The sequence below is a fragment of the Paenibacillus sp. ALJ109b genome, from assembly GCF_010747435.1.
Taxonomy (GTDB): domain Bacteria; phylum Bacillota; class Bacilli; order Paenibacillales; family Paenibacillaceae; genus Paenibacillus; species Paenibacillus taichungensis.
In genome coordinates, this window is sequence record NZ_JAAIFP010000007.1 from 130,956 (window position 1) to 156,476 (window position 25,521).

Annotated in this window: 25 protein-coding genes; 6 read left to right on the forward strand and 19 right to left on the reverse strand. The window is 47.8% G+C overall.

Going from position 1 to position 25,521, the window contains the following annotated elements:
* Positions 1 to 118 precede the first annotated feature (118 nt).
* The 13 genes from lspA to G3352_RS08265 form a co-directional block, all read right to left on the reverse strand.
* On the reverse strand, positions 119 to 607 hold the full coding sequence (gene lspA / locus G3352_RS08210; RefSeq protein WP_163755579.1) for a signal peptidase II: 489 nt from the start codon (positions 605 to 607) through the stop codon (positions 119 to 121).
* A 124-nt stretch (positions 608 to 731) separates the two neighbouring features.
* On the reverse strand, positions 732 to 1,709 hold the full coding sequence (locus tag G3352_RS08215) for a permease prefix domain 1-containing protein (RefSeq protein ID WP_163755581.1): 978 nt from the start codon (positions 1,707 to 1,709) through the stop codon (positions 732 to 734).
* A 6-nt stretch (positions 1,710 to 1,715) separates the two neighbouring features.
* Complete coding sequence (locus G3352_RS08220; RefSeq protein ID WP_079695459.1) at positions 1,716 to 2,042, reverse strand: PadR family transcriptional regulator; 327 nt, start codon at positions 2,040 to 2,042, stop codon at positions 1,716 to 1,718.
* 162 nt (positions 2,043 to 2,204) lie between these two features.
* The gene (locus G3352_RS08225) at positions 2,205 to 3,152 is read right to left on the reverse strand and encodes a nucleoside hydrolase (protein ID WP_163755584.1); all 948 of its coding nucleotides are present in this window, start codon (positions 3,150 to 3,152) and stop codon (positions 2,205 to 2,207) included.
* A 57-nt stretch (positions 3,153 to 3,209) separates the two neighbouring features.
* The gene (locus tag G3352_RS08230; RefSeq protein ID WP_072733770.1) at positions 3,210 to 3,614 is read right to left on the reverse strand and encodes a DUF350 domain-containing protein; all 405 of its coding nucleotides are present in this window, start codon (positions 3,612 to 3,614) and stop codon (positions 3,210 to 3,212) included.
* On the reverse strand, positions 3,596 to 4,993 hold the full coding sequence (locus G3352_RS08235; RefSeq protein ID WP_163755586.1) for a glutathionylspermidine synthase family protein: 1,398 nt from the start codon (positions 4,991 to 4,993) through the stop codon (positions 3,596 to 3,598). The genes G3352_RS08230 and G3352_RS08235 overlap by 19 nt, the downstream gene beginning before the upstream one ends.
* A gap of 6 nt (positions 4,994 to 4,999) precedes the next feature.
* Positions 5,000 to 5,275 (reverse strand): hypothetical protein, encoded by a 276-nt coding sequence (locus G3352_RS08240; RefSeq protein ID WP_163756028.1) that lies wholly within the window; start codon positions 5,273 to 5,275, stop codon positions 5,000 to 5,002.
* Complete coding sequence (locus tag G3352_RS08245; RefSeq protein WP_163755588.1) at positions 5,275 to 5,742, reverse strand: hypothetical protein; 468 nt, start codon at positions 5,740 to 5,742, stop codon at positions 5,275 to 5,277. Before G3352_RS08245 ends, G3352_RS08240 begins: the two co-directional genes overlap by 1 nt.
* Positions 5,743 to 6,108: 366 nt before the next feature.
* A complete protein-coding gene (abc-f, locus tag G3352_RS08250) occupies positions 6,109 to 8,043 on the reverse strand; it encodes a ribosomal protection-like ABC-F family protein (protein ID WP_163755590.1) in 1,935 nt (644 codons plus the stop codon).
* A 98-nt stretch (positions 8,044 to 8,141) separates the two neighbouring features.
* The gene (locus tag G3352_RS30855; RefSeq protein WP_205524802.1) at positions 8,142 to 8,303 is read right to left on the reverse strand and encodes a hypothetical protein; all 162 of its coding nucleotides are present in this window, start codon (positions 8,301 to 8,303) and stop codon (positions 8,142 to 8,144) included.
* Positions 8,304 to 8,414: 111 nt separating this feature from the next.
* Positions 8,415 to 8,699 carry a YesK family protein gene (locus G3352_RS08255; RefSeq protein ID WP_163755592.1) on the reverse strand — a complete coding sequence of 95 codons (285 nt, stop codon included), beginning with the start codon at positions 8,697 to 8,699 and terminating at the stop codon, positions 8,415 to 8,417.
* 53 nt (positions 8,700 to 8,752) lie between these two features.
* Positions 8,753 to 9,751 carry a glycosyltransferase gene (locus tag G3352_RS08260; RefSeq protein ID WP_163755594.1) on the reverse strand — a complete coding sequence of 333 codons (999 nt, stop codon included), beginning with the start codon at positions 9,749 to 9,751 and terminating at the stop codon, positions 8,753 to 8,755.
* 18 nt (positions 9,752 to 9,769) lie between these two features.
* Positions 9,770 to 10,753 carry a phosphotransferase family protein gene (locus G3352_RS08265; protein ID WP_205524766.1) on the reverse strand — a complete coding sequence of 328 codons (984 nt, stop codon included), beginning with the start codon at positions 10,751 to 10,753 and terminating at the stop codon, positions 9,770 to 9,772.
* A 222-nt stretch (positions 10,754 to 10,975) separates the two neighbouring features.
* Here G3352_RS08265 and G3352_RS08270 point away from each other — a divergent pair, with 222 nt between their 5' ends.
* From G3352_RS08270 to G3352_RS08280, 3 genes are all read left to right on the forward strand, one after another.
* Positions 10,976 to 11,572, forward strand: a complete 597-nt coding sequence (locus G3352_RS08270) for a TetR/AcrR family transcriptional regulator (protein WP_163755598.1) — start codon at positions 10,976 to 10,978, stop codon at positions 11,570 to 11,572.
* Positions 11,573 to 11,769: 197 nt separating this feature from the next.
* Positions 11,770 to 12,348 (forward strand): NAD(P)H-dependent oxidoreductase, encoded by a 579-nt coding sequence (locus tag G3352_RS08275; RefSeq protein ID WP_163755600.1) that lies wholly within the window; start codon positions 11,770 to 11,772, stop codon positions 12,346 to 12,348.
* 186 nt (positions 12,349 to 12,534) lie between these two features.
* Entirely contained in the window at positions 12,535 to 14,241 is a 1,707-nt protein-coding gene (locus tag G3352_RS08280; RefSeq protein ID WP_163755601.1) for a hypothetical protein, read from the forward strand.
* Positions 14,242 to 14,552: 311 nt separating this feature from the next.
* Here G3352_RS08280 and G3352_RS08285 read toward each other — a convergent pair whose 3' ends face one another.
* The 5 genes from G3352_RS08285 to G3352_RS08305 all read right to left on the reverse strand — a co-directional run bounded on the left by G3352_RS08285 (position 14,553) and on the right by G3352_RS08305 (position 19,958).
* On the reverse strand, positions 14,553 to 15,374 hold the full coding sequence (locus G3352_RS08285) for a glycoside hydrolase family 113 (RefSeq protein WP_205524767.1): 822 nt from the start codon (positions 15,372 to 15,374) through the stop codon (positions 14,553 to 14,555).
* Between the two features lie 242 nt (positions 15,375 to 15,616).
* Positions 15,617 to 16,654 carry a glycoside hydrolase family 130 protein gene (locus G3352_RS08290; RefSeq protein ID WP_163755605.1) on the reverse strand — a complete coding sequence of 346 codons (1,038 nt, stop codon included), beginning with the start codon at positions 16,652 to 16,654 and terminating at the stop codon, positions 15,617 to 15,619.
* A gap of 23 nt (positions 16,655 to 16,677) precedes the next feature.
* A complete protein-coding gene (locus G3352_RS08295) occupies positions 16,678 to 17,517 on the reverse strand; it encodes a carbohydrate ABC transporter permease (protein WP_063567578.1) in 840 nt (279 codons plus the stop codon).
* Complete coding sequence (locus G3352_RS08300) at positions 17,514 to 18,401, reverse strand: carbohydrate ABC transporter permease (protein ID WP_062323195.1); 888 nt, start codon at positions 18,399 to 18,401, stop codon at positions 17,514 to 17,516. The genes G3352_RS08295 and G3352_RS08300 overlap by 4 nt, the downstream gene beginning before the upstream one ends.
* A 243-nt stretch (positions 18,402 to 18,644) precedes the next feature.
* Positions 18,645 to 19,958 (reverse strand): ABC transporter substrate-binding protein, encoded by a 1,314-nt coding sequence (locus G3352_RS08305; protein WP_163755615.1) that lies wholly within the window; start codon positions 19,956 to 19,958, stop codon positions 18,645 to 18,647.
* Between the two features lie 232 nt (positions 19,959 to 20,190).
* Between G3352_RS08305 and G3352_RS08310 the strand changes: the two genes are divergently transcribed.
* From G3352_RS08310 to G3352_RS08320, 3 genes are all read left to right on the forward strand, one after another.
* Positions 20,191 to 21,363, forward strand: coding sequence for an AGE family epimerase/isomerase (locus G3352_RS08310; protein WP_481856276.1), 1,173 nt, complete (start codon positions 20,191 to 20,193; stop codon positions 21,361 to 21,363).
* Positions 21,364 to 21,365: 2 nt separating this feature from the next.
* On the forward strand, positions 21,366 to 22,550 hold the full coding sequence (locus G3352_RS08315; RefSeq protein WP_163755619.1) for a glycoside hydrolase family 130 protein: 1,185 nt from the start codon (positions 21,366 to 21,368) through the stop codon (positions 22,548 to 22,550).
* A 204-nt stretch (positions 22,551 to 22,754) separates the two neighbouring features.
* On the forward strand, positions 22,755 to 23,768 hold the full coding sequence (locus tag G3352_RS08320) for a LacI family DNA-binding transcriptional regulator (protein ID WP_163755621.1): 1,014 nt from the start codon (positions 22,755 to 22,757) through the stop codon (positions 23,766 to 23,768).
* 157 nt (positions 23,769 to 23,925) lie between these two features.
* Here the strand turns inward: G3352_RS08320 and G3352_RS08325 are convergent, their stop codons facing one another.
* The gene (locus tag G3352_RS08325; RefSeq protein WP_163755623.1) at positions 23,926 to 25,353 is read right to left on the reverse strand and encodes a pectate lyase family protein; all 1,428 of its coding nucleotides are present in this window, start codon (positions 25,351 to 25,353) and stop codon (positions 23,926 to 23,928) included.
* Between the last annotated feature and the right edge of the window lie 168 nt (positions 25,354 to 25,521).

Here is a 25,521-nt window from a genome sequence, read left to right on the forward strand (position 1 = left end):
CAGTCCCATTGAGCCCGAGTCCGCTCATTGACATAACAAAAAAGGACATCGGAATATATCCAATGTCCCTCATGTATTCAGTTACGCTGCTTACATCAAAGCTGTTGCTAACTCTCTATCAACGCTCTATTTTCGGCAAAGCATTACGTAAACGCTTGGCTCGGTAACTCTGAAATGCACGGATTAACATGCCGATGACCAGCATAACCACACCAACATTTATTGCTACATCCGCCAAATTGAGAATACCACGTCCCGACGGAAATACGAGAAAATCCGTTACGCGTGCGTAGATAAACCGATCGATTGCATTACCCAAAGCACCACCGACCATGAAACCGGCACCTGCCTGCATCCAGAAACCGCGAATCTCACCTTTTTTCCGATAATACATCATGCCCGCCACGAACAGAATGGCGACCACACCGAACAGACGCGCATTCCCCTGAAACAGGCTGCCTGCCATTCCACTGTTCTCATAATGCTGCAATTGCATTCCCGAGTCGCCAAGCCTCATCGTGTCGCCAACTTCCATATACATCCTCACCGCCATCTTGGTTCCCTGATCAACCAAGGTAACCAGCAGTGCTACAAAATAAAATAACATTGTGCCACTCCTCCTGCCGGACGCTCCAAAGTTAAACTAAAGGCTCTCCGCTGTAACATTTCCTTCACTTTAACACACCCGAAGCGTTGTCACCAACTGGGTAGAGCACGCGCATTACAAACCATCAGGAGTGATTCTTCCGCTTTAATATATGATAGGTGTTGCTGAACATACCGAATAGCACTCCTGTAATCGGGAATATGGCCCAGTTAACGTCCCATCGCTGGTATACAAAGCCCGTGAACAGAAACAGCGCCGTAGCCAAAGGCCATACGATAGCCCCCACTGCTCCTACCATTCTTTCCTGCTCCTTCTTATCAGCACTAAAGTGTGGCTCCTCCAGCAATTTCGTGTAAGCCCCCTGGATATTACCGTAATAAATGAACAGGAACACGCCCACCGCTGCCATTAACATAAAGAGAGAGACACCGTAAGATGCGTAGACATCGTTAATATATGCACCCGCGAAAATAAAAACGGGTGACAGCACGCACAGACCGACGCCTGTAATGATCGAAACGCGGTATGTCAGCGCGAAATGAGCCTGATTGCGTTGAAGTGACATCTTGAGCGCATAGGGCAACTGAAAGCCCTTCTCCATATACTTGAAGCGATCAAGCTTCATCCCGCTGTGAATAAACATGCCGACTGCAATGGCGATCAGTACAAACATCCCGATTAGTCCCAGCAGGCTGCCCGTTTCCATCGATCCTGTCATGGACTTGATATTGTTGTTTTCAAAGAATGTATCAAGGAATATCAGGAATGCAACCCCCGAGGAGCAGAGAAAAACGCCCAAGCCGGTCCATAGACCGACGCTGCGTTTGACAGCAGCATAATCGTAAGCCTCTTCCTCCGTCAGCACAGGTGCTGCTTCCTCGATCCCGGCTGGTTGAATACCGAGCTCAGCTGTTAACTCCTCGATATTGCCAAATTCCGCAATCACAATACCAATCGCCTCATTCTCCGATTTGCCCTCTCGCTTCAGTTCCAAGTATTTATCTTCCATCCCCGAGAGAAGCTCCTGTTTCAAACGCTCCACCTCGGAGGTCTTCGGCAGATTAGCAAACATGTTTTCCAGATACACCATAATCGTCTCCATGCTCTGTCACCACTCCCTGATAAATAGATTCACAACCTCCTGCGTAACCTTCCATTCCTCGCATTTTTCCTTGTAATAATCGAGGCCGAGCGGCGTGATCCGGTAATAGGTACGCCGCTTCCCAAGACTCTCATCCCGGTAGAATGATTCAATGTACCCGTTCTTCTCCAATCGGGTGAAGGCAGAGTATAGTGTCGTCTCTTTCATCACATACTTCTCATCTGTCAGCTGCCTGATGTTTTTGGAAATCTCGTACCCGTACGACTCCCCTTCTAGCAGCATGTAGAGAATTAGCGTATCGTTGTAGCCGCGTATAACGTCACTGCTGATCACAAAAGATAATCCCCCTCTGTTACTTCATCTGTCGTAGTAGTTGAAGTATATCACAACTTACTACGACAGGTGAAGTAGTTGGACTTAAAATGGGCAAAAAAAATCCGTACCTGGAATAGGCACGGATGATAAATACTTTTATTTGAGTTGAAATCCACAATTTTATTGAATAGCAGAGAGCACATCCAGCAGCATGGATTTGAATTTCGGACGGTCAATGGCCTCACAGACGCGTACATTCGGCTCTTTACCGAAACGTCCGTTGATATCCACAACGCTATATCCGCGCGTTAACTCTCCTGCTGCTTCTACATCCACATAATACTGACCGGATTTGGTCATGAGCGACTCATCTGCGGCAACAGCCATCAGCAACGTATCCGGGTGAGTGGTGCCATTCAGTTTATGTACCGATTTGTTGAACTGCATCACCACTTTGTTGATAGCCGTGAAGAAATCGGCACCAGATGTACCCAATGCTGCAATCTCCGCAAGATCATCATCATCCATAACAGAATATTGCGTACACATCTCCCAGCCAACCATGGTGGTCGGAATGCCTGCGTGCAATACAATTTTGGCTGCTTCCGGATCTACATAGAAGTTATACTCCGCAGCTGGTGTGATATTACCCAGTGCATTATTCGTTCCACCCATGATGTAGAGGTGGGCAATCTCCGGAATAATGGTTGGGTCCTTCTGGATTGCCATCGCAATATTAGTCAGGGGTGCAATGGCCAGAAGCGAGATTTCGCCTGGATTTGCGTGTACTTTTTCAATGATAAAATCTACTGCATGCCCTGCCTCTGGACGCTGGTCCGCCTTCGGGAAATGGGCTCCGCCCATGCCGTCATCGCCATGTACGTCTTCCACCGTGCGGTGCTGGGCCTTGCCATAGGCCATCAATGGGCGTTCGCATCCTTTGTACACAGGCACCTTGCCACCATGTCCTGCAACCTGTACCGTGTACAGGGCATTTTCAACCTCCTGGTCAAACTGTACGTTCCCGCCTGTAATCGTAATGCCCTCCACCTGAAAATGGTGCAGTGCCGTCAGAATCGCAATCGTATCGTCTCCTGCTGTATCTGTATCGATGATGACTTTTCTCATGATGCCGCGCTCCTTCGTTGAATTGATATTCATTCCAAATAAACACTAGGGTTTATTTTACATCAAAAACGTACCGATGACGATGGAAACGCCGATGATAATGGAACGCAGCAGCTGTGCTACCGCCATATTGCCTCGTGCGATTTCGTCACATACCCGCATCTTGGGGGTAAGGAAGTCAAATATAATATAGACCAGACATAAAATAATGATTCCTAGCGCTGACCAGAGCAGCATATCCAGCCACGAATGCGTGGAGAAGGACACCATGCCCACTATGATACACAGGCCCAGCAATTTGCTGCCCATATACATGCCTGCCGCCTCGTTGCCTTTCGCGATTTCCTCGCTATCGTTATACCGGGTCAATTGGCTAAAAGCGAAATACCCACATACCAATACAACCAGCAGAATGCCTACACCTACCGCTACATTCAGCAGGTTTAATCCCAAATTGTCCATTCCTTCTCCTCCTCATCATCCATCCGTTCATTGACCACAGCCGCACAATAATAGGCCATATCTCCGGTTACCTTCTCCCCGATCCGTGGCAGTACACCGGCAAACCGTCCACCGATGACAAACACTCCTGTAAGCAAATAACCGCTGTATTCGCCATCCTCTGTCTGAATTACGGCATGCTCCATCGGTACCAGCTGCTGATATATTTTAGGCTGATTATTATAATAGGCTGCAATCTCCTCATCTTCTTGCAGTTCGGCTATTGTGTTGGAGTTCGTAGGGGCGTGCAGCTGATGAGAAGCAGCAGTTTGGCCCCCATGATGATCCGATTCCTCACCCAGCAGCGATGTGCCTCGACCCTCGCGCCCCCAATAGCTTTTGGCTACATAAGGCATTGCGCTCCATTCAAAAGGCCCAGCTTCGAAATAAGTCGGTAGCAGATACCGTGAAATGGAAGCTAACTCTGCATCGTTAAACAGCCGAAATCCACAATATTCCGGGGTTTGTTCATTACGTTCATAGAGTGACCAGATCGCTGCCATGAAGCCCTTGCTCTGCATCAGCACATGCTGTGCAGGATTCATCAGACCCAGGCGTCCATCCTGAACCAATTCAAGCAGTGCTGCGCCGATGTCCACGCCGGTTGTATCATCTCGATCATCGATTAGATATTCCAGGGGATAGAGCCGGTACAGAAGGTTGATCTCGCGTCCATGATGGTAGAGCGCCTCCCCTGGAGCAATCTCCAACTCCTCCAGTGGAACGTAGAACGTTTCATACCCCGCCTCCTGGCACAGCTTCATCAGATACTCCGTATTAGTCCGATCCTCCACATGCTCCCCAAATGAAGTAAAGGTCACCGGGCCCAGCAAACCCTGCTGTGCGTAAGCATCCAGCCAGCGGCGAAAGCATTCCCGGATACATTCATCCATTCCTTTGGATGGAGCATGGAGCGATATTTTTTCAGCCATCCCCACCAAAATACCTTCCAATGCAGCTGCTTCAGGTAATCCGGTTGGGGTATCCGTATTATTCTCAATACACTTAGGTCCAGCTTCCCCGATAATCCAGTCCTGCCGAGTGATCCCGCCTGTCACTATCTCCATACGCGCCGCCGGAATCAGGCCGGGATGAATGCCCAACTGCTGCTCCAGAAAAGAGTCGGGCATGTATTGCTGAATAAAACGCATCACCTTGCAGTAGATTCCATCTACAACCTCAACTGCTGTACGCAATTCCTGCATCTCCGCAGAAGAATAGACCGTCAACGCAGGCACGCAATATTGCTTACCATACATGCGATGGTATGGGACCTGCTGCCCTGCTTCGCCCCTGAATACTTCTTCATGACTGAACGGCAGCTGGTATATATGCCTCATCAGGTTCTAACCTCCCGAACTGCGGAAGAAGCTGCCAAAGCCGCTCGATTTTGAACTGGATTTGCTGTAGGAGCTGCTATCCTTGTTGCTCCGATAGGACGATCCGCCACCGTAATAATAGTGCCCACTACTGGAGTCATATTCACATCCGGTATCGTATTCCGGGTCACATTCGTCGTTATTGCTGCTACAACCGGATAATACGGCCGGAACCGCAAGCATTAGGGAGAAGGCAACCAGCTTGGCGCGTGATCCGGGTTTGGGTTTGGAATTTTCGTCCATCACAGATCCACCTCCTTCATAAAAAACAACACTTTCTTGCGATCCGCATCCAGCAAGGAATACACAAATTCATAGGTCATACCGCCCTGGACCATGTAATGGTCCAGCAGTTGCTCGGCAAGCTCCATCGTGTACGAGGAGGATTCTGCCAAGTCCAATTCCTGAAATGCACTCCCATTCCACAGCATATATTCCGCACTGTACATGGAGGACATTTTACACATTGCCAGTGCAGCGTCCGCAATCGCTGTACCGTATTCCGCAGGTTTTTGATTGTCATACTCGGTCACGTAAACTGCATGCTCCCGACGATCCTCGCTTTCATTGGACAGATGCGCCCAAAGCCTATTTTTCATCAGGGTAGCATCGACCAGCTTGCGCATGAAAAGCTCATCACGAGTAACCGAAACCTGCTCCAATACCCCCGTCTCCACCTGCCGGTCATCCGACCAGTTCCGATAAGTCATTGAATAATAAATAAAGATAACCTGCCTTTCTGAGAGCTCTAAGAGGAGCCGTTTCCATACACACAAACGTATTAAACGCATGAGAAGGAAAAAAGTTACACTATTCCCGATGACATGTAAAAAAGCTTTTTATATAAATCCCAAGAACGGTTTTCAATCAGCAAGATATAGATCGAAATCATTCTATTCCTCTAGATCCTGTACCCGCGAGCGATACACAACATAACTAGCCAATTAATGCGGATATCATCGCGTTATGAAGCTAACTTTGAAGATCAAAAAGGCCAGAGAAGTTTCTCCGGCCTTCTATCCTTCTTTATCTATTTCAAGATCTACCCTAAGATAAGCTCCCTAATCTGACCTGTCTCACAGCTCTGCCCACTGGGCCAACATTTCATTATATTCACCAGACAATTGCTCGCGTTCGTTCCACATTTGCTCCAGCTCGTTTGAATTGTTCTGCACGGATTCAAGCTGGCGGTCCATCTCCTGGATTTGCCCTTCAAGGCGAGCCAGTCTCTCCTCCAATTGTTCAGCGGACAGCTTTTTGGAAGTGACCGTGGTATCAGGCGTTCTACCGGACTTCGTCTCCTGTTTCGGTTTTGAACTTCCACGTGATGGAGTGGCTTCAACTGCTACATGCTGATTTGCCGCGGCTGCGCGGGCTTGCAGATCCAGCTTTTTCTCGCGATAGGCTTCATAGTCTCCCAGATAAGCGGTCATCCGCCCATTCTCCAGTTCCCACACGTGGGAAGCCAGTCGATTGACGAAGTAACGGTCATGCGAGATGGCAAGCACCGTGCCTTCGAAATCAACGAGTGACTCTTCGAGTGCTTCCCTTGAAGCGATATCCAGATGGTTGGTTGGTTCATCCAGCAAAAGCACATTCGGCTTGCGCTGAACCAGCAGAGCCAACCTTAGCCGTGTCCATTCCCCACCGGATAACTGTCCTACGGAGCGAAATACATCTGCTCCATAGAATAGATACCGGGCCAAAATGCCGCGTGCTTCTCCTTCTTCCACGCCCGCTTCCTGACGGAAGTACTCCAGCACATTCAGCTTCGGATTGGAAGGCTCCTCCTGCTGGGCCAGATAACCGACGTCTACACGTGCACCCCACTCCAGGTTGCCTGCACTGGGTTGTTCCTCGCCCAGCAACAGCTTGAACAACGTCGTTTTGCCTGAACCATTGCGTCCAATAAGGGCAATTTTGTCGCCATATTCAAGTAATCCTGATACACCGCACAGAATTGGACGTTCTCCATAAGCCTTTTCAACCTGTTCCATAACGGCCACCCGTTTTCCCGTACGGTCCGTAGGACGAACATCAAAGTCAGCGTTACGCCGCTCCAGTACCGGGCGCTTCACCTGTTCCATCCGTTCGATTGCTTTACGCATCGAAGCCGCGCGACGGAAGAACTTTTCATTACCCCCGACTCGGCCCCATTCTTCCAGTTGGCGGATCGTTTCTTTCATTTTTTTGATCACCTTCTGCTGCTCCTTGAACTCCTCGAATTGCTGCAGCAGTCGTTGTTCCTTCACTTTCATATATTCCGTATAACCACCAGCTGACGTCTGCGCTTCTCCATCCTCCAGCTCTAACGCCCGGGATGCTACACGGTCCAAAAAGTAGCGATCATGTGAGATCAAGATTATCGTACCTGTGTACTCGCGCAAAAATCCTTCCAGCCATTCCACCCGCTCCAGATCAAGATGGTTGGTCGGCTCATCCAGCAATAACAGATCAGGCCTTACAATTAGCTGTGAAGCCAGCACAACCCGGGTCTGTTCACCACCAGACAACGAACCAAACCGCCATCCGTAATGCTCCTTCGCAATATCCAGACCGTCCGCCACCTGATCGATCCGGGCATCCATTTCATATCCACCCTCGCGCTCGAACTGGTCCTGCAAGGCCGCGTACCGCTTCAACAGTCGCTCCAATTGGTTCGGATCGGATGCACAGTCCGGATCGGACATCTGCTGCTCCATATCCTTCATTTGACTCCTGCACGCCATAAGCTCCCTGAATCCAAGACTCAGCACATCCAGCACTGTGTACTCGTCCATTCCTTCCGGCACCTGAGCGACGTAACCGATTCGTGTATCCTTCTTGATCATCAATTGTCCTTCATCCGGCTGGCTCAGTCGTGCCAACAGACGCATCAATGTTGTTTTACCGCTTCCGTTGCGGCCGATTAAGGCGACCTTGTCGCCTTCCATAATTTCAAATGTGATGCCGTCCAGCACCAGATGTGCCCCGTGGTATTGGGTCAGTTGTTGTGCGCTAATAATCATCATAATAAGGTTCCTCCTATGGATTGGAAGATCCTGACCGCAACACAAAAAGAGCCGCAGGAGGTTAGCTCCGCGGCCCTTCAGAATTCAAGCAATATCGCTTATCGTCCGAATGAGGTCAAGGCAGGCATCTTCTCGCAAGTGTTAACTTCCGTATATTCAAAATTGGACAGACTTCTCCCGTTGGTCAGAAAAGTATGAACAATGCCAGCCATAGCAATCGGCAGCTGGCTAATACGGTTGTTAAGCATCTCGTGATTCACCTGTCTTCACCTCCCTTGTCATAATTAATGTCAATATATCACAGACGAATGCATTCCTGCAACCGCCCTATCGTCCAATTCACTCTTACTGTACAGCAGCTAACCCTCCGATTAATTCCGTCTCCGACGCCGAAACACTACATCCGTGATCGCCACCGTAATTAGTGTCAACATTCCCGCTGTACCCAGCGATACGCCAAGCAAGGCATAACCGATACCGTTCCACCCGCCAATATCAATGCTAATCATGATCACAACGGCTCCGCCGAGCAAGGCCACACATGGCAGTATATATTGAACCCCGGTCATTCGACGTCCCTGTAGCCGATAGATGAGCCATTCGATCAGCAGCTGCACTGCCCACATGCCAAGCGTCCATAGGATGAGTACTTCCATAAGGTTCTCCTCCTTCTTGCTGAATGGTTAGAGCCTTCATTACAAACCTTACATTACTTCAACCAGTTGGCAAAGAACTCCCGGTATCCCTCTTTCATGATCGTGCGCGAAAAAGCACCAAAGGCATACTCCCGGTTGTCTTCCGAAATACTACGCGGCGCGGCAGCAGCCATATTCACCAATTCAAACCAGTTATCCTCATTTCCTGCAAAAGCATGCGTGGAACGGATGTGTCCATAGCAGGCATGCTCCGGTTTCACAACCATTTTGCCCATCGCCATAGCTTCGGTCAGCGGCATCGCAAACGTATCAAAGGCCGAACAGCTCCAATACACCTTGGACGAGTTCATCAGGGTAAATACTTCATCCTGTGTCAGCGCGAATTGCAATTTTACGTTGTCCGGAATGTTGTATTTCTTCATGCTTTCCTCATAGCGGCGACCGCCGAATACCATGTATACTTCCTTGTCCGGGTTCTGCCGGGCGTATTCCAGCACCAGATCCGGGCGACGATTCGCTTCATCCCGACCGATCCAGAGCACACGATTATGCACAACCTGACTCGGGTCGTAGTGGCGATGCGCCAGCTCTTCGTTGAAGCCGATCGGGATAACGTTCACGTCATGTACACCGAAATTGCGTCCCAGTTCTGTTTTTAGGAACTCCGTCTGCACAATCGCTTTATCCACCATCGTATAAAATGGCTTCATCATCTCATACCCCGTCAGCGCCGGGTCGGGAAAGCTGTGCGGGAACAACACACTCTTCGGTAAAAACATCTTCAAAAACGTAAACCCAGATACGGTATAGATGACATGCTCTATATTTTGGCTATAGATCTGGTCCAGTACGATATCATAGTTCACCAGGTCGCCTTTCTCATGCTCATAGCCTGGTAACCAGTCATACCCGCTGACATGGCGCTCCGGTGAGATGAACACAATCTCAACGCCCAGCTCCAGCCCAATCTGCTTCAACCGATCCGCAAATACGCGCGGGCCCTGTGCCTCCGTGAATTGAATTTTACGCATTACGAGTCCTACTTTACGCATGTTCTGCCCCCCTCATTTCTATTCCCTACAACTCTGTTTTATACACTGTTTCAGCGTCATTGCCGTCTCATGCCACTGGTTCCGCAGCTGTTCCTCCGGCCATACACAGTCTGCACTTCTCAGATCCCCATCAATCAGACGCAGCATCCAGAGCGAGAATACAATGGCATATGCACGGTACCACCTTTTAAAAGAAACCCGTTCAACCTGAACGCTATGGCGTTCCAGCCCGTCCAGATAAACATCGATAATCTGCTCCCGCAGCTCAGGCGTAACGGTTCTCGGGAACAGCGGGTGTGATAGATCCACCAGATGATATACGTCCCAGAGAGCCGTATTCAGATGCGCATGCTCCCAATCGATAATCACCAGCCTGCCATTCACATCCGCCATGTTGCCGGGATGGAGATCTCCGTGACACAAAACACGAGGTAACTTCTCCTCCGCTGTATGGATTAGCGAGGCGATGTTGTGCCAATCCGATGGTGACAGCGAGATCTCCAGCTTGGACAACAAATCAGCGGTGGATTCCTTTTGCCCAAGCAGATCATCCAGTATGTCCCGAATTGGCGGTTTCTGACCCACCCGGGGCAGCTCACCCCAATCAGTAACAGATAAGGAGTGCCACTCCCCCATATGTACAGCAGCAGCCAGCATCGTCTCTTCCCGCGAATCATGCACCAGTTCGCCCAGATCCTCATAGATGATCCAGCTCTGTTCCGCGTTAATTTCACGGTCTGATGCAGCAATTAGCGCTGGATAAATAGGCGGCAATACAGACAGCACATACTGGGACATCCATTGTTCACGTCCATGTTGTGCAGGATTGGTCAGTGGTTTGAAAATATAACTTTCCCCGGTACGAACAGTGAAACGCTCCACATATTTACCATTCATGCCTTTGTAGAGCCTTTCTCTGCTTGTTACATATTGTTCATTTAACGTCCCTTCGGGAGTCACCCAGCGATGCGCCTGCACTTCTTCATTCACGCCATTCACCATCCATTTCGTTCCCCAGACCTGGAGCTGGCGCCGCTGATGTTTGCCTTTGCAGCCCTACTTCTGTCCAAGCTCCTTTGCCCGTCTATCCGTTATTATTTCTATCCATCATACGTTGCCGTTCATAAGCCTGCAAGCTTTGAGTGAAAGCACTTTTCCTAGCGTTAAATAAGAGATTCTGAAATGTTAGTTGCAATTTAGTTAGTAATCACTTACTATACAATCATGAAGAACAAACCTCATGTAGACAGCAAAAAGAAAGACATCCTACAAGCGGCGATGCGCTTGTTTGCAACCAAAGGCGTTGACGGCATTTCCGTCAAAGAGATCGGTGACGCCGCCGGAGTAACGGATGCGGCGATCTACAAACATTTTAAAAACAAAGATGCCGTTGCCCTTGAGGCCTTCACCCAATATTGCGCAGACTATACCGCCCTGATTGACGGGTATGTTCGCCAGGAGGGCCCGGTGCTGGAACGCTTCCGACAACTGATTACCGAAGTTCTCCATCTGCATGATGAAGATCCCTACGGGCTGCTGCTGATTTCACAAAATCATGAGATTTTCATTGAAGCTGGAAGCAGTGAGGATTACCGTCAGCCGCTTGATGCGTTGATTGATCTAATCGATCAGGGGATTATGCGAGGTGAACTGCCAGATCAGGATTCACGGCTCACAGCCGTTCTGGTCATTGGTGCCATTACGCGCCTGGCCGTATCCAGTATGCAAGGTGAACTGCCGGAGCTGCTTGTTCCATACACCGGGGAAACCGTTCACCGACTTGCGTTGATGTTGGGTCAGGTAACGACTGAGTTGGGATAACACCCGACGGATTGCATCTCAAATTCGTTCCGATCAGATCAGGCAATAATCATTGGAATAAGTATGCGCCTATACACAAGACCAGCTTCATCCGACTTCAGGATATTCCTGAATGTTTACCAGGTCATTCGTGACCTTTTCTTTTTGCACATGAGGTTAGCGTTCATTAACTAAAATAGTCAGGACGTGTCATCACTATGAAGAAAATATTAATCATCCAAGGCAACCCCGTCTCCCCAAGTTACAATGGCGCAATCGCCGAAGCTTATCGTAAAGGCGCTGTGCAGGCAGGTGCCGAGGTTCGCATGATCACCCTAAACGAGTTGGAATTTAACATGAATTTAGAAGGTGGATACCGCAATAAACTTCCACTCGAACCCGACTTACTGGAAGCCCAAGAGGCGATTAAATGGGCAGAGCATCTCGTATGGGTATTTCCGATTTGGTGGGGAGGACCACCAGCTTTGTTCAAAGGATTCATCGACCGCATCTTCATGCCAGGCTATGCCTTCAAGTATCACAAAGGTAAACTTTTCCCGGATCAACTGCTCAAAGGTCGCACCGCACGCATGATCACCACCATGGACGGTCCGAACTGGTACTACAAATGGTTCCAGGGTGAACCTGCACACAAAATGATGAAGATCTCCACCTTTGCTCTGACAGGCATCAAACCTGTGCGCATAACACCTGTAGATCTAGTGGGCAAACAGTCCGAGGAACAGAGAAAGAAATGGTTGGAGAAGATTGAGCAGCTTGGACGGAAGATGAATTAAGTAGGTATTTCTAAAATTCGATCAGAATGTACATCCTCCATCGCTTAGAAAATATCCAATTGTATCCTTCCACAATATGGAGATTACACTTAAAATAAGACGTTGTGACAGTGTTGCCATAAAAGGAGGTATCCATAGAATTAATGGTCGTCTCATAACATCACAAAAGCATGGAGGATCACGAAAATGAGAAAGATATGGTTCGTACTATTGGCTTTATTCGTAGCTTTTCCAGCTTCGAGCACATCTACCTACGCAGATTCTGTTAAAGCGAAAGCCGAAGCTAGTGTTACCAAAAGCAATGTTACAGTGAATGGAAAAACAATAAAATTATCCGGTTTCAATATCGCAGGAAGCAACTATTACAGTCTAAGAGATATTTCCAAACATTTATCAGGAACAACAAGTGAGTTTGATGTCATATGGAATACGAAAACCAACGCGATCGAGATCGTGAAGGAGCAATCTTATACTCCTGATGATTCGATTAAACAAAAGTCCTACTCTTCAAACAATAGCTACACAGCGATTTTGTCCAATGCCAGAGTAATCGTTAATGGAGCTCCTCAACAACTTAAAGCATACAATATAGATGGATCGAATTATTTCCAACTTAGAGATTTAGCTGCACAAATACCTTTTGAAGTTGAATTCGATGAAAGCTCCAATCAGATTAATATTTTTTCCAAAGCCGTTGAGAATACATATCGTGCGAACGTTACATCCATAATCAATGACAATGTCGTATCATCTGAATTCCCAAGATGGAAGAACCCAATCCTCTCCTATCTCATTCATAACGCAGATCAAACGATTAGCGTAGTCGAAGCCAACCAGGGAGTGACCATTGAGACTTACAATACCGATTTTGAACTCATCGAGAATCACAAGGTAGATTTGGAACTTCCGTTGTTTGGAGGGTTCTATAGCGGTAAAACCTACAACTATATTGCCTTTGGGCAGGGAAATAAAGAAGAAAACGACGATAAAGAAGTTATCCGTATCGTTCGATATGATAAAAATTTCAAGCGAGTGGATAGTCTGTCGATCAAAGGTGGAGAAAGCTTTACTATAGAACCATTCGCTCACGGATCGGGGAGAATGGCGGAGCATGACAATACACTCATCTTCCACACCGCACGCAAACGTTATACTACATCCGACGGACTTAACCATCAGTCTCAGTTAACGATTCAAGTGAATACTTCAACAATGACTGTCACAAACGACCTGGGTCAATTTCAGAAGAATCATGTAAGCCATTCCTTTGATCAATATGTACAGTTCGATGGGAGCACACCTGTCCTTGTGGATCATGGAGACGCCTACCCTCGCTCTATTGTTATTCATCGTGGGAATGGATCGAATTATACCGAAGCAGACGTATTCAACATCCCGGGCCGAGTTGGCGCAAACATGACGGGGGTATCTCTCGGAGGCTTTGAAATGTCCAATGACTATTATATGGTTGCTATGAACTCCATAGATCACACTTATGTAACAGACTATACTTCCTACGAGATGGTTGGGTTACCCCGAGATCAACGGGACATTATTCTTAGCCTGATGCCCAAATCCAATTTTAATAGCACCGCTGCAAAACAGATTACCTTGAGTAAATATGTTGGAAGTGACCATATTGCCTCTATACCTAAATTGATCAAACGTTCTGACAATAGCATGATCGTTCTTTGGCAAGAATTCGATATGAATAACCATCTACAGGATGTCAAATATGTTGAGATTGACGGACAAGGCAATCCATTAGGGGAAATTCAAAGCTTACCTCACTATGTATTATCTGAAACGGATCCCATTGTAGTCGATAACCGTATCATCTGGTATACCAACGTGGATGGGAAACGTACGTTTTACACCATTCCTCTTCATTAATTCAAAAGTTGTTCCATAAGAATCCAAAAATTTTGAAGTATCTAATTACAGAATCCCCCGTAGTCGAAAAAGGTACTTTAAGAACCTACCCACGAAGATGGTAGGTTCTTCTTTTTTTTTGCTTATTGCTTGTCACAGCACGGATATCATCAAAAAAACAATGAACCCGAGACAGGGTGTCTTGCATCCACAGCATTGATGTAGATGGAGAAATTTTGGATATTATTGGATTTGGTTGCATCAAACATTGCATCTGCAATGTGCGTATCCGGCTGCACAGGTTTGAAAAATATTCCATCTACAGTCAAGGTTTAGGCTTTCACTCTAACATCTTGATAGAATTGGCGTATGACCTTCTCAGCTGGTTTGCCGTAAACTCCGTATCCATCATCGCTCAGGGCATCCTGCTCCTGATGCAGATGCGCGCTCCAGTCCCACAGACCAAATCCGCGTACCCACTCCCTCTTGCTTGCATGACAGAACATGGCTTCATAGAACTGCTCCTGCTCCTCCGCGCTGACCGCTCCTTCTAACCCCCAGTCGTTCGGCACCTGTGCCGATCCACTGCGGCTAGGGCAGCCCGCTTCTGCGAAGAAAAAAGGTTTGCCGTAGGGTGCAATGACATGCTCAATACGATCCAATTGCGCTTCCCAATCTCCGATGGGATAGTAACCGCTGGAGGAAATGACGTCTACGACATCCCACCATTTCACATGCCCTTCCTGATACTTGTCGGTGTTGTAGGATACTAGCCCGGAATACACTTCACGCACTCCCGCGATGACCTCGCGCCATTCCTCGCTCCGACGCTCAGACTGCACCATCTCACAGCCCACAATAAACATCTCGCATTTCTCACGCTCTGCAATGGCTGCATAATGCTTCTGATACACGGTATAACTGTGGAACCAGTCTTTCCATTTCGGCTCACACGGCACATCGATATCAAAGAAGTTAATGTGTGCACGCCATGTGCCATCGGTGCAATGATCCTGATGTGCCGCCAGTGCAAAAATAACATGCGAACTGCCCGTGCGTTCAGCCATCAGACGCAAGGATTCTTTTGCTTCCGGCTTGCGGAAGTCTCCCCTGCCACTCATCCAGCCAAATGTAAATCCCTTGATGTATTCCATATGCATTGTTCCGCAATGCCCCTTTCATTCTGCAAGGTAAAATAATTTTAAAAAAGCTGAATTTTACACAGCAACGGAGAGTGCAGAACCAATCTGAAGAAGCGCAGCGTTCGCATTTATCCTCGGATTTTACCCTTGCATAAAGAAAATCAAAAAATCCGAGGATAACGGCGATCGGAAGATGGTACTGCAATCGAAGTGATCGTGTAAAAGTGATCTGCATCTTTTGAAATAAACCACAATTATAATTTGCCTTCCTCACGGTCTCCAGCAATGACTTCGTCGGTTTCGATGACGTAGTTCACAATCTCTTCGACAGTGGTATAAGCGACTCCAACGTATGTGTCGGCTGCACCAAAATAGATGGCGATCCGTCCTGTCTCCGCATCATGCAATGTGGCACAGGGGAAGACGACATTGTCCACAAAGCCTTGCTCCTCATACCATTTTTCCGGTGTCAGTACGAAGTTCGAGGAACGATATTTTACTTTCGATGGCTCATCCAGATCCAGAATGACCGCACCCATGCTGTAGACAAAACCATTACAAGTCCCGGTTACGCCGTGGTAGAACATCAGCCAGCCTTCGGACGTTTCAATCGGTGCTGGACCGCCGCCAATTTTGACCGACTGCCACCAGCCCTGACCACCTTTGCTCATGACATGACGGTGCTTGCCCCAGTACACGAGATCCGGACTTTCGCTCAGAAAAATGTCCCCGAACGGCGTATGTCCGCTGTCGCTTGGTCTGGACAACATCACATAGTTATCATTGATTTTACGTGGAAACAACACGCCATTCCGGTTGAACGGCAGCATCGGATTTTCGAGACGCACAAACGTTTTGAAATCATCCGTTTTGGCCAAACCCAACGCTGCACCGTAGAAATCGGTACACCAGATGATGTAATACGTATCTTCTACTTTCACCAGACGCGGATCATATGCATAGTTCGGCATGAAGGGATCGCCGTTCTCATCCACAAAGGCAATACGTTTCTCTTCAATATTCCACTCAAGGCCATCCTCACTGGAACCCATATGAAGATGCGGACGTCCATTAATGGTTTCTGCGCGGAATACCCCGATGAATTTTCCTTCATATGGAATCACTGCACTGTTGAAAATACGGGCAATTCCCTTGACTGGGTTACGCGGCACAATCGGGTTCGTGGAGTGTCTCCATACCGGACCTTCCGTGCCCTCCGGTTTATCCTCCCAAGGCATATTCGGCAATGCATCCCCAACAATGTGTACATTTTTCGTATCAACAACTGTCATCGTTTCATTTCTCCCTTCGTTTTTTATTTAACGGAGCCTTGCGCGAAGCCATTGTAGATGTACTTCTGTAGCAGCAGGAAGATGATCATCGTTGGAATGATGGCAATCATGATCCCAGCGCTGATGACCTCCCACTGTGATCCGAATGGCCCCTTGAATTTGAAAAGAGCCGTGGATATGACCTGCAAGTCTGTCTTGGGCATGTACAGGAATGGTGTGTAAAAATCGTTGTAGATGTTGACACCCTTCACGATAATGACCGTTACAATCGCCGGTTTCAGGAGGGGCAGAATGATTCTCCAATAGATCGTAAAGTAGGAAGCGCCGTCCAGCATGGCGGATTCATCCAATGCATTCGAGATGGAACCCAGGAATTGCAGGAAGATATATACCGCGATGATATCTGTACCTAGGTACATCACAATGGCTGCCCATCTGGTATTGAACAAATCCAGCGCGTTGATGATCTGGAATGTGGCGACCTGTGTCGTTACACTTGGGATTAACGTGGCGAGCAGAAACGCGGCGACCATGATCTTTTTACCTTTGAATTTGAAACGATCCAGCACATACGCGATCATGGAACCCGTTAAAGTGGCACCCACGATGGAGATGATCAGGATGATAATCGTATTTTTGAAACCGACCAGCATGTTGCCGTCCACGAAAGCCTTGGTATAGTTTGCAAAGTTCAGCCAGTTGGCTGGTGGGGCGAGCGGACTGCTGGTCGCATACTCTGCATTGGTTTTGAGTGATGCAAACAGCACCACAACAATGGGTACAAGCGCAATGAACGCTGCGAGAATGAGTGAAGCATATTTAAATATGCTCGCTAGGGTGTATTTGAATGGTTGCACGTTCATTCCTCCCCTTTCATGGTGACACGCTGAACCAACGTAACAAGAATGACGATAAAGAGCAGCACAACAGCCATCGCTGACGCCAAGCCCAGCTTGCCGTATTTGAATGCGAGGTGAACCGTCTGGATGACAAATGTCTCACTACCGTTGGAACCATCGGTCATAATATATGGAATATCGAACGCACTGATTGCGCCGCTAATCGCCAAAATCAGATTGAGTTGCAGGATACGCGTAATGCTTGGCAGGATGATATGGCGGAACTGCTGCCAGCGATTGGCTCCGTCAATGTCTGACGCTTCATAGACATCTTTTTGAATGGAAGAGATCGCACCTAGGAAGATGATGAAGTTAAAGCCCATGTATCTCCATACCGATGCGCCTGCGAGCGACACGTTAATAATATTCGGATTCCCAAGCCAGAGCTGGGTGTATTGTCCAAGCCCTACGGCCTGCATGAGTGTATCGAGGGTACCATCCGGTTTGAAGAAAAAGAGGAAGATAAATCCGATGGCTACGCCATTTAGCAGATAGGGGAAAAACAATATGCCTTTGAAAAAGTTTTTGCCGCGGATTTTGAAGCTCAGAATCGTTGCAAAGTAGAGGGCCAGACCCATTTGTACGAAGGTAGCCACAAAATAATACAAACTGACAATAAACACTTTAAAATACTCAGGGTCACTGAATATCCGCGTGTAGTTCTCAAACCCCACATAGTCGAACCTTTTGCTGTATCCATTCCAATCCGTGAAGCTGTATTTGAACATGTTAATGACAGGTAAATAAGCAAACGTGAACAGCAGTGCCAGCGGAATGATTGAGAAGGCACAGATGATAAATATGCGTTGCGCTGAGTAGCCCCAATTCGAAATCTTTAAGTATTTCATGCTCTCCACACCTCCAAGCGGTTCTGCCGCTTTTATATCGAAAGACTCCGTCCAAATAACAAATGTCTGAGTAATCAACCACCGAAGGTGGCATTCCACATCCGATATGCTGCATCCAGATGCAAAATGCCGTATGAAAAGGGGAATCCTCTCCCCTCAGCCAAGGCGTGGTGCCTCGCTGCATGTCAGCGGTGGTCGGACACTGGTAGCGCCTTTACAGATCGTTGTATACCCATAATCTGCTTATTTCGTCAGTTCTGTCCGCGCTTTAACCCATTTGTCATTCAGATCCTTCATGATGTCATCGTACGATTCGCTGCGATTACCGATGGCAGCTTCGATAATGCGTTTCTTGAAGTCAGGCTGCCAGAGGCCAATCTCGCCTTCGTTGTCGATTTTGTCAACCAGACCTTCCTGTCCTTCTTTGGCAGGAGTCAATGTGGAGAATGTAACGTCTTTGTATTGATCCAAAATCGGTGGCAATTCCGCATTTTTGTCTGCGCTCATGCCTCCCCCTTGCTCAACCGCATAGTTTGATTTTGCGAGGAACCAGTCAATCCATGCTTTCGCAGCAGGTTTGTTCTCACTGTTCACGTTCATGCCGATGTTATAGTCTGCTGCGAGCGGAACGACCACATCACTTGCATTCGTAGGAAATGGCAGGAATCCAATATTATCCGGTGTATCTGTCAAACCTTGAATTTGTGTAATGGCCCAAGATCCAAGTGCCATCGTTGCAATTTTCCCGTTCGCCAGATCAGCCTTAGAGCTTTCCCAGTCGGTTGTGGTCGGATCTTTTTCAATCAGGCCATTTTGGGCTGCATCATAAAGCACTTTGTACAATTCATAGTGCGGCTTGCCAGCCACAAAGTTTTCATCCGTGTTCGGTTGATCAATGTTTACGTAGTCCACACTGCCTGCAACCGTCGGCAGATCTGCTTCCCATTGTGTCAAAGCCCAGCCGGAGGCATAGTTGGTGTACAGTGGAATCGCGTCTGTATTGTCTTTCACCAGTTGGAGTGCAGCCTGGAATTGCTCAGGCGTTTTGGGAACTTCCGCAATGCCAGCGTCCTTGAACACCTGTTTGTTATAAATGATACCGGAGAACGTGATAACGGTTGGAATACCATATACTTGGCCGTCAACCATACGCTCTTCAATGGCTGTGTACTTATCTTTCAACTCATCGTACGTGCCCAGCGGTTCAAAAAAGTCCGGAATGTCCGCAATCGGTACACTGGTGGGGATCATCAGCACATCACCGTAATCTTTGGTACTCATACGAATCTTCACTTGTCCCTCATAGTCGGCCAGTGCCTGGAAGTTTACTTTGACATCCGGGTACTCCTTATTAAATTCCGCAGCATAGTCTTTGAATACAGTATCAACAATATCTGTACGTTGTGTAAGGACAGTGATCTCACCCTTGATATCTGCAGGATCTGTGCTGATTTCCTCTCCTGCCTGTGAGGATCCACCTCCAGAAGAGCATGCTGCGAGCAGAGAAGTGATGAGCAGCATGGTGAGCAGCAACATCCAACCTTTGTTTTTATTCAATTCATTCGACCCCTTTCTTAAGTTAATTTAAGTTATCGTTAAGGTTACAAAATGAATTTTATTATGGTAACGCTTACCTGTCAATTAAATTATTTATAACTTAACAATAAGTTTTTATTTCGGGACGCGTTGACAATGCTTTTGCCCGACACTAATATTATCAAATAAGGTTAACGTTAACTTAATTAAACTTTATCCCTGTACTTTGAAGGAGCGCTCACTTATGACTCACATCAATGACATCAGAACTGAAATAAAAGAACACTGGGAAGGTCATATTCTGCCATTCTGGTCCGCCCTCAAAGATCATAACAACGGCGGATTCTATGGTTGGGTTGGCAATGACCTTCATGTCGATCCACTCGCTCCCAAGGGCGGAATCGCCACGGCACGACAATTATGGTCCTTTGCAGCTGCCTACCGGGTAACCGGAAATGAAATCTGGCGTGATCACGCTGAACATGCTTACCGTTTCCTTGTGGATCATGTGATGGATATGGAATACGGCGGAATGTACTGGATGGTCAATGCCAATGGAGAACCATTGGACACAAGCAAACATGTGTATACCCAATCCTTCGGCGTCTACTCACTGAGTGAGTACTATCGTGCCACCGGGGATGAATCTGCTTTGGAACTTGCGAAAACGCTTTTTGCTCTCATTGAGGATCGAGGGCTGAATGCCGAACTACCTGCATATAAGGAACAATTTGACCGCCTTTGGAATGAACAGCCCAATGAAATGCTGAGCGAAAATGGTGTGATTGCGGATTACACGATGAATACGCATATTCACGTGTTGGAGGCCTATACCACGCTCTACCGAGTGTGGCCAGATTCGCAGGTGAAGACGGCGCTGGAACGCTTGCTCGGCATCTTATATGAACGGGTGTATGACAAGAACACAAAGTTTCTTGGGGTATTTTTCAACAAGGATTGGCAATCCATCATCGATCTGCGTTCATTCGGGCATGACATTGAAGCCAGCTGGCTGATCGACGAAACGTTGAAAGTGCTGGGCTTGGACCAACACCCGGAGTATTCCGCTATGGTTACGGATATTGCCTATAACATTTCCAAGGTGGCTGTACAGGACGATGGCTCCCTGATGAATGAACAAGAGGGCGATCATGTGGATGAGAAGCGGATATGGTGGGTTCAGGCCGAGGCGATGGTCGGCTTCTACAACGCCTATGAGCGTACAGGTGACCCTTTGTTTTTGGAGAGAGTAGAACGCTTGTGGACATATACGAAGGAACATATTATCGATCACCGTGCTGGCGGGGAATGGTACTGGTCGGTAGACGGAAACGGCAAACCGGATCAAAGTGAAATCGCCGGACCGTGGAAATGCCCGTATCACAATAGTCGATTCTGCATTGAACTAATTGAGAGGATGGGATAACGATGATACACCCCAAATACAATGAATTATTGGAGCAACAGGAGCAGCTGCTTACACGCCAAAATGAAATTGATCCTTCCTTCTACAACGGCGTATACGATCGGTACCGTTATCCGGTAATCACACGCCATCATGTACCGCTGCACTGGAGATTTGATCTGGACAAAACGACGAATCCCCACTTCATGGAGCGTCTGGGCATTAACGCTACGCTTAATCCGGGGGCCATCTATTTCAATGGTAAATACGTGATGGTCATCCGAACCGAAGGATTGGACCGTAAATCCATCTTCGCCCTAGCTGAAAGTGATAACGGCATCGACGGATTTCGCTTCACAGGCAAACCCTTAGTGTGGGAAGATATCGATGCCGACGAAACCAACCAGTACGATATGCGATTGGTTCAGCATGAAGATGGCTGGATCTATGGTATCTACTGTTCTGAGCGCAAAGACCCGGAAGCTCCAGCATTTGATACATCCAGTGCTGTAGCCCAGGCCGGACTTGTCCGGACACGCGATCTGGTCAGCTGGGAGCGTCTACCCAACATCACAACCAACTCCCCTCAACAGCGAAATGTTGTATTACATCCAGAGTTTGTTGATGGTAAATATGCGTTCTATACACGGCCGCAAGACGGATTCATCTCCACAGGCAGCGGCGGCGGGATTGCCTTTGGTCTGTGTGATGACATTCTGAATCCAGTGATTGAGGAAGAGACAATCATCGATGAACGTATATACCATACGGTATACGAAGTAAAAAACGGCCAGGGCCCTGCTCCGCTCAAAACGGATCGCGGCTGGATTCACATTGCTCACGGGGTTCGCAACACGGCAGCGGGTCTTCGTTATGTACTGTACACGTTCGCTACGGATCTCAATGATCCGGCACGCATTATCGCCAAGCCGGGCGGACACTTCATTGCTCCTTATGACGACGAGCGCGTAGGCGATGTGTCCAATGTTATTTTCTGCAACGGTGCGGTGGTCAACGAACAGGGTGAGGTGTTCATTTATTATGCATCCAGCGATACACGCTGTCATGTGACCACAACGACGCTGGATAAACTGGTCGATTACACCTTCAATACTCCGGCTGATCCATACCGTTCCTTGGATTGTGCTAGCCAGCGCGGTGACCTAATTGAGCGGAATGAGAAGCTTCTCCAAAAGCAATTGTCTTAAAATCCGAAGAGTAGCCTTCAACGGAAAATGCAGCATGCTGAAAAATTAGCGCAGCGCCAATCAGAATTTCTTTATTCCATGTGGGTAACGATGTATACTAATATGGATTGTTGTTATGTTTGAAGGAAGCGCTAACCATAATGACAGCACATTGTACGTAAACCGGCTTGAAGGAGGCGACCAAAGCTGAAGAACAATATCACCATGCGGGATATCGCCGACAAGCTCGGAGTTAGCAGTGTGACGGTCTCGAAAGCATTAAATGATAAAGATGGCGTCAGTGGCGAATTGAAGGAAAAAATTAAAGTGCTTGCCGTTCAGATGGGCTACCGGTATAACGCCGCGGCTCGTTCGATGAAGGAAGGCTTGACTCATAATATTGGTGTTATTATCCCGGAACGGTTTACCGGACCTACACAATCGTTCTATGTACGTGTATTCCAGCGCATCACCAAACATCTGGAGGATCAGGGATACTACGGTATTCTGCACATTCTGAATGTTCAGGACGAAGAGGAATTAATCCTGCCGAAGCTCTATAGTGACAACAAAGTGGATGGTTTCATTGTGCTTGGACAAGTCAGCAAGGAATATATTGAGCTGGTCCAGTCGATGGAGGTACCCAAAATGTTTCTCGATTTCTACGATGAGCATTCTGATATCGACTCTGTCGTTACCGATAACTTTTACGCTGCTTATGAGCTGACAAACGTTTTGGTACAGCAGGGACACCGCCGCATCGCTTATGTAGGGAATCTCTATTCTACAAGCAGCATTCAGGACCGATTCCTCGGTTATTACAAATCATTGCTGGAACATCGGTTGCCGATGAATCCGGATCTTGTGCTTAATGACCGCGATGAGCGAGGTACGTTTATTGAAATTGATCTGCCAGAGCAGCTGCCTACGGCTTTTGTATGCAACTGTGATCAGGTGGCCCATCTGCTCGTTCAAAAACTGACTTCACTGGGTATTCAGGTGCCTGCACAATGCTCTGTGGTTGGGTTCGATAATGATATCTATGCCACACTCTCCGATCCCAAATTAACTACGGTTGAGGTCGATGTGGAACAGATGGCGCGTACTGCGGTTCATTCCATGCTCAAAAAGATTGATAACCCGAGTCGCAGCTTCGGCCGCGTACACGTGAAGGGCAATATCATTTATCGTGATTCGGTGAGTGCTGCACCTGCCCTTTCGGATGACGTACCTAACTAAAAAGGAACTAGACTCCCTGTTCCACAAAAAGAGTGCTCCCGGCCATTACGGCTGCAGGAGCACTCTTTGCTTATGAAAAAAAGAGGAAGTGGTCAGGAACCACTATAGATCACGGCCACTCTCCACTCGATTCCAAATACCTAACTCCTGTTACAGCCTAGTAACTCGTCTTCAGCCAATTGTCTTTGGACCAGGATAATTTGCCGGCACCTGCTCCGCTTGAACCGGTGAGGCGTGCATTCAGCGTCGCTGGATCATCGGTAGTGTAGCTGTAAGGAAGTGCCGAGAATCCATTCCAGGAGAAAGCTTTCACTGCGGCCGGAACCGGGCTGAGCGGACTGCCGGATGTATCACTGTTTCCACGGAATGAGCTTCCATCCAGAGAATACATCGTGTCAGTCACCTTAATTTTACCGGTATACGTTGCATCGGCCGGATCCGTCTGATTATTGCGGACCGGGAACAGTACGTCTTTGATCGCCGATTTTTCGACCAGCACTGCACCATCTTCAGTGGAAATAGCTCCGTTGCCAATGATATCAAAATGATACCCTTTGGACGAAATCGCCGTTGCCATCGCAGAAGTGATTCTGGATTTGGCTGCACGTGCCCCTGTCGCATCCATCACAATATTGTAGGCGTGTGCATTGCCTCCGCGCAGACGCGGCATGCGATCCTGGATATCTTTGTACAGGTTATGGTGCAGGGTCATGGACAGATTGGCATTGGCCGATTCGAAGCTGGTCGAACCAACCAGATGACCTTTTTTCTGAGGGGATGAAATGGCAATGATATCGGCTTTGCTGAGCCCAACCGCGCTGCTACGCAGGTAGTTGTACATCGGATAGGAAGCCTTGTTCGCCTCCAACTCGTTAATCTGCTGGGTAACCCAGCTGTTTGAGCTGCCGTCATCCCCTTTGAAGAGGGACCAGGAGATAGTCACACCGCTTGTTCCTTTTTTCGAATCGACAAGCCCGTCATAGGCTTTATTGAATGTACAGTGATCAATCCATACGTTGCTGTTCTCCTCAAGAGTGATGTAATCCCAGTCATTTTTGTCATAGTCACCTTTGGTCGCTTCATCCCATTCCCATAATTCATCGAATTCGAGGTTGCGAATAATAACGTTGGAACTGCGTTTGACACTGATGGCTGCATGCTTGATCTTGGCACCGTTGGCTGAGAAAATGGTCAGGCCATTGAAGCTGTCAATCGTCAGCTTACTGACACCCGTTTGCTTCAATACAGGATGAGTCAGAGCATCATTATGCTTGGCAAAAGGAGATGTCTGTGCAGCGCTCGGAATTTCGTTCCATCCCAGGTTCAGGTCGTTCATAATCTCGACGACTTTGACACCAGAGTTCTTTTTCAACGCCGCAGCGAGATCCGTTGCATTGTATACCTTCTTATACTTGGACGTGTCCGACTCGCTGATGGCACCTCCACCCGCATTCCCTTGGGAGAAACCTGTAAGATTGTAATCTGCATTGCCTGCTGCCTGTACACTTGTCGGTCCAGACAATAGAGTAAAGCCCAACGTCAGAGCCAGTGCGGCACTGCACCATGTTCGAATTTTGCTTTTCATAAAACCATTCCTCCCTAATGATAATGATTACGTCCGTCCATTTCTGCCATCGCATGTCACGAAGGACATGTCCTCAATGTAAATGTTGGAAGCGATTACAACAATAATCCTTATCTCAGATTCTATGTATATGTGATCTTATCTTCAGGGATTGTACCGTATGCAACC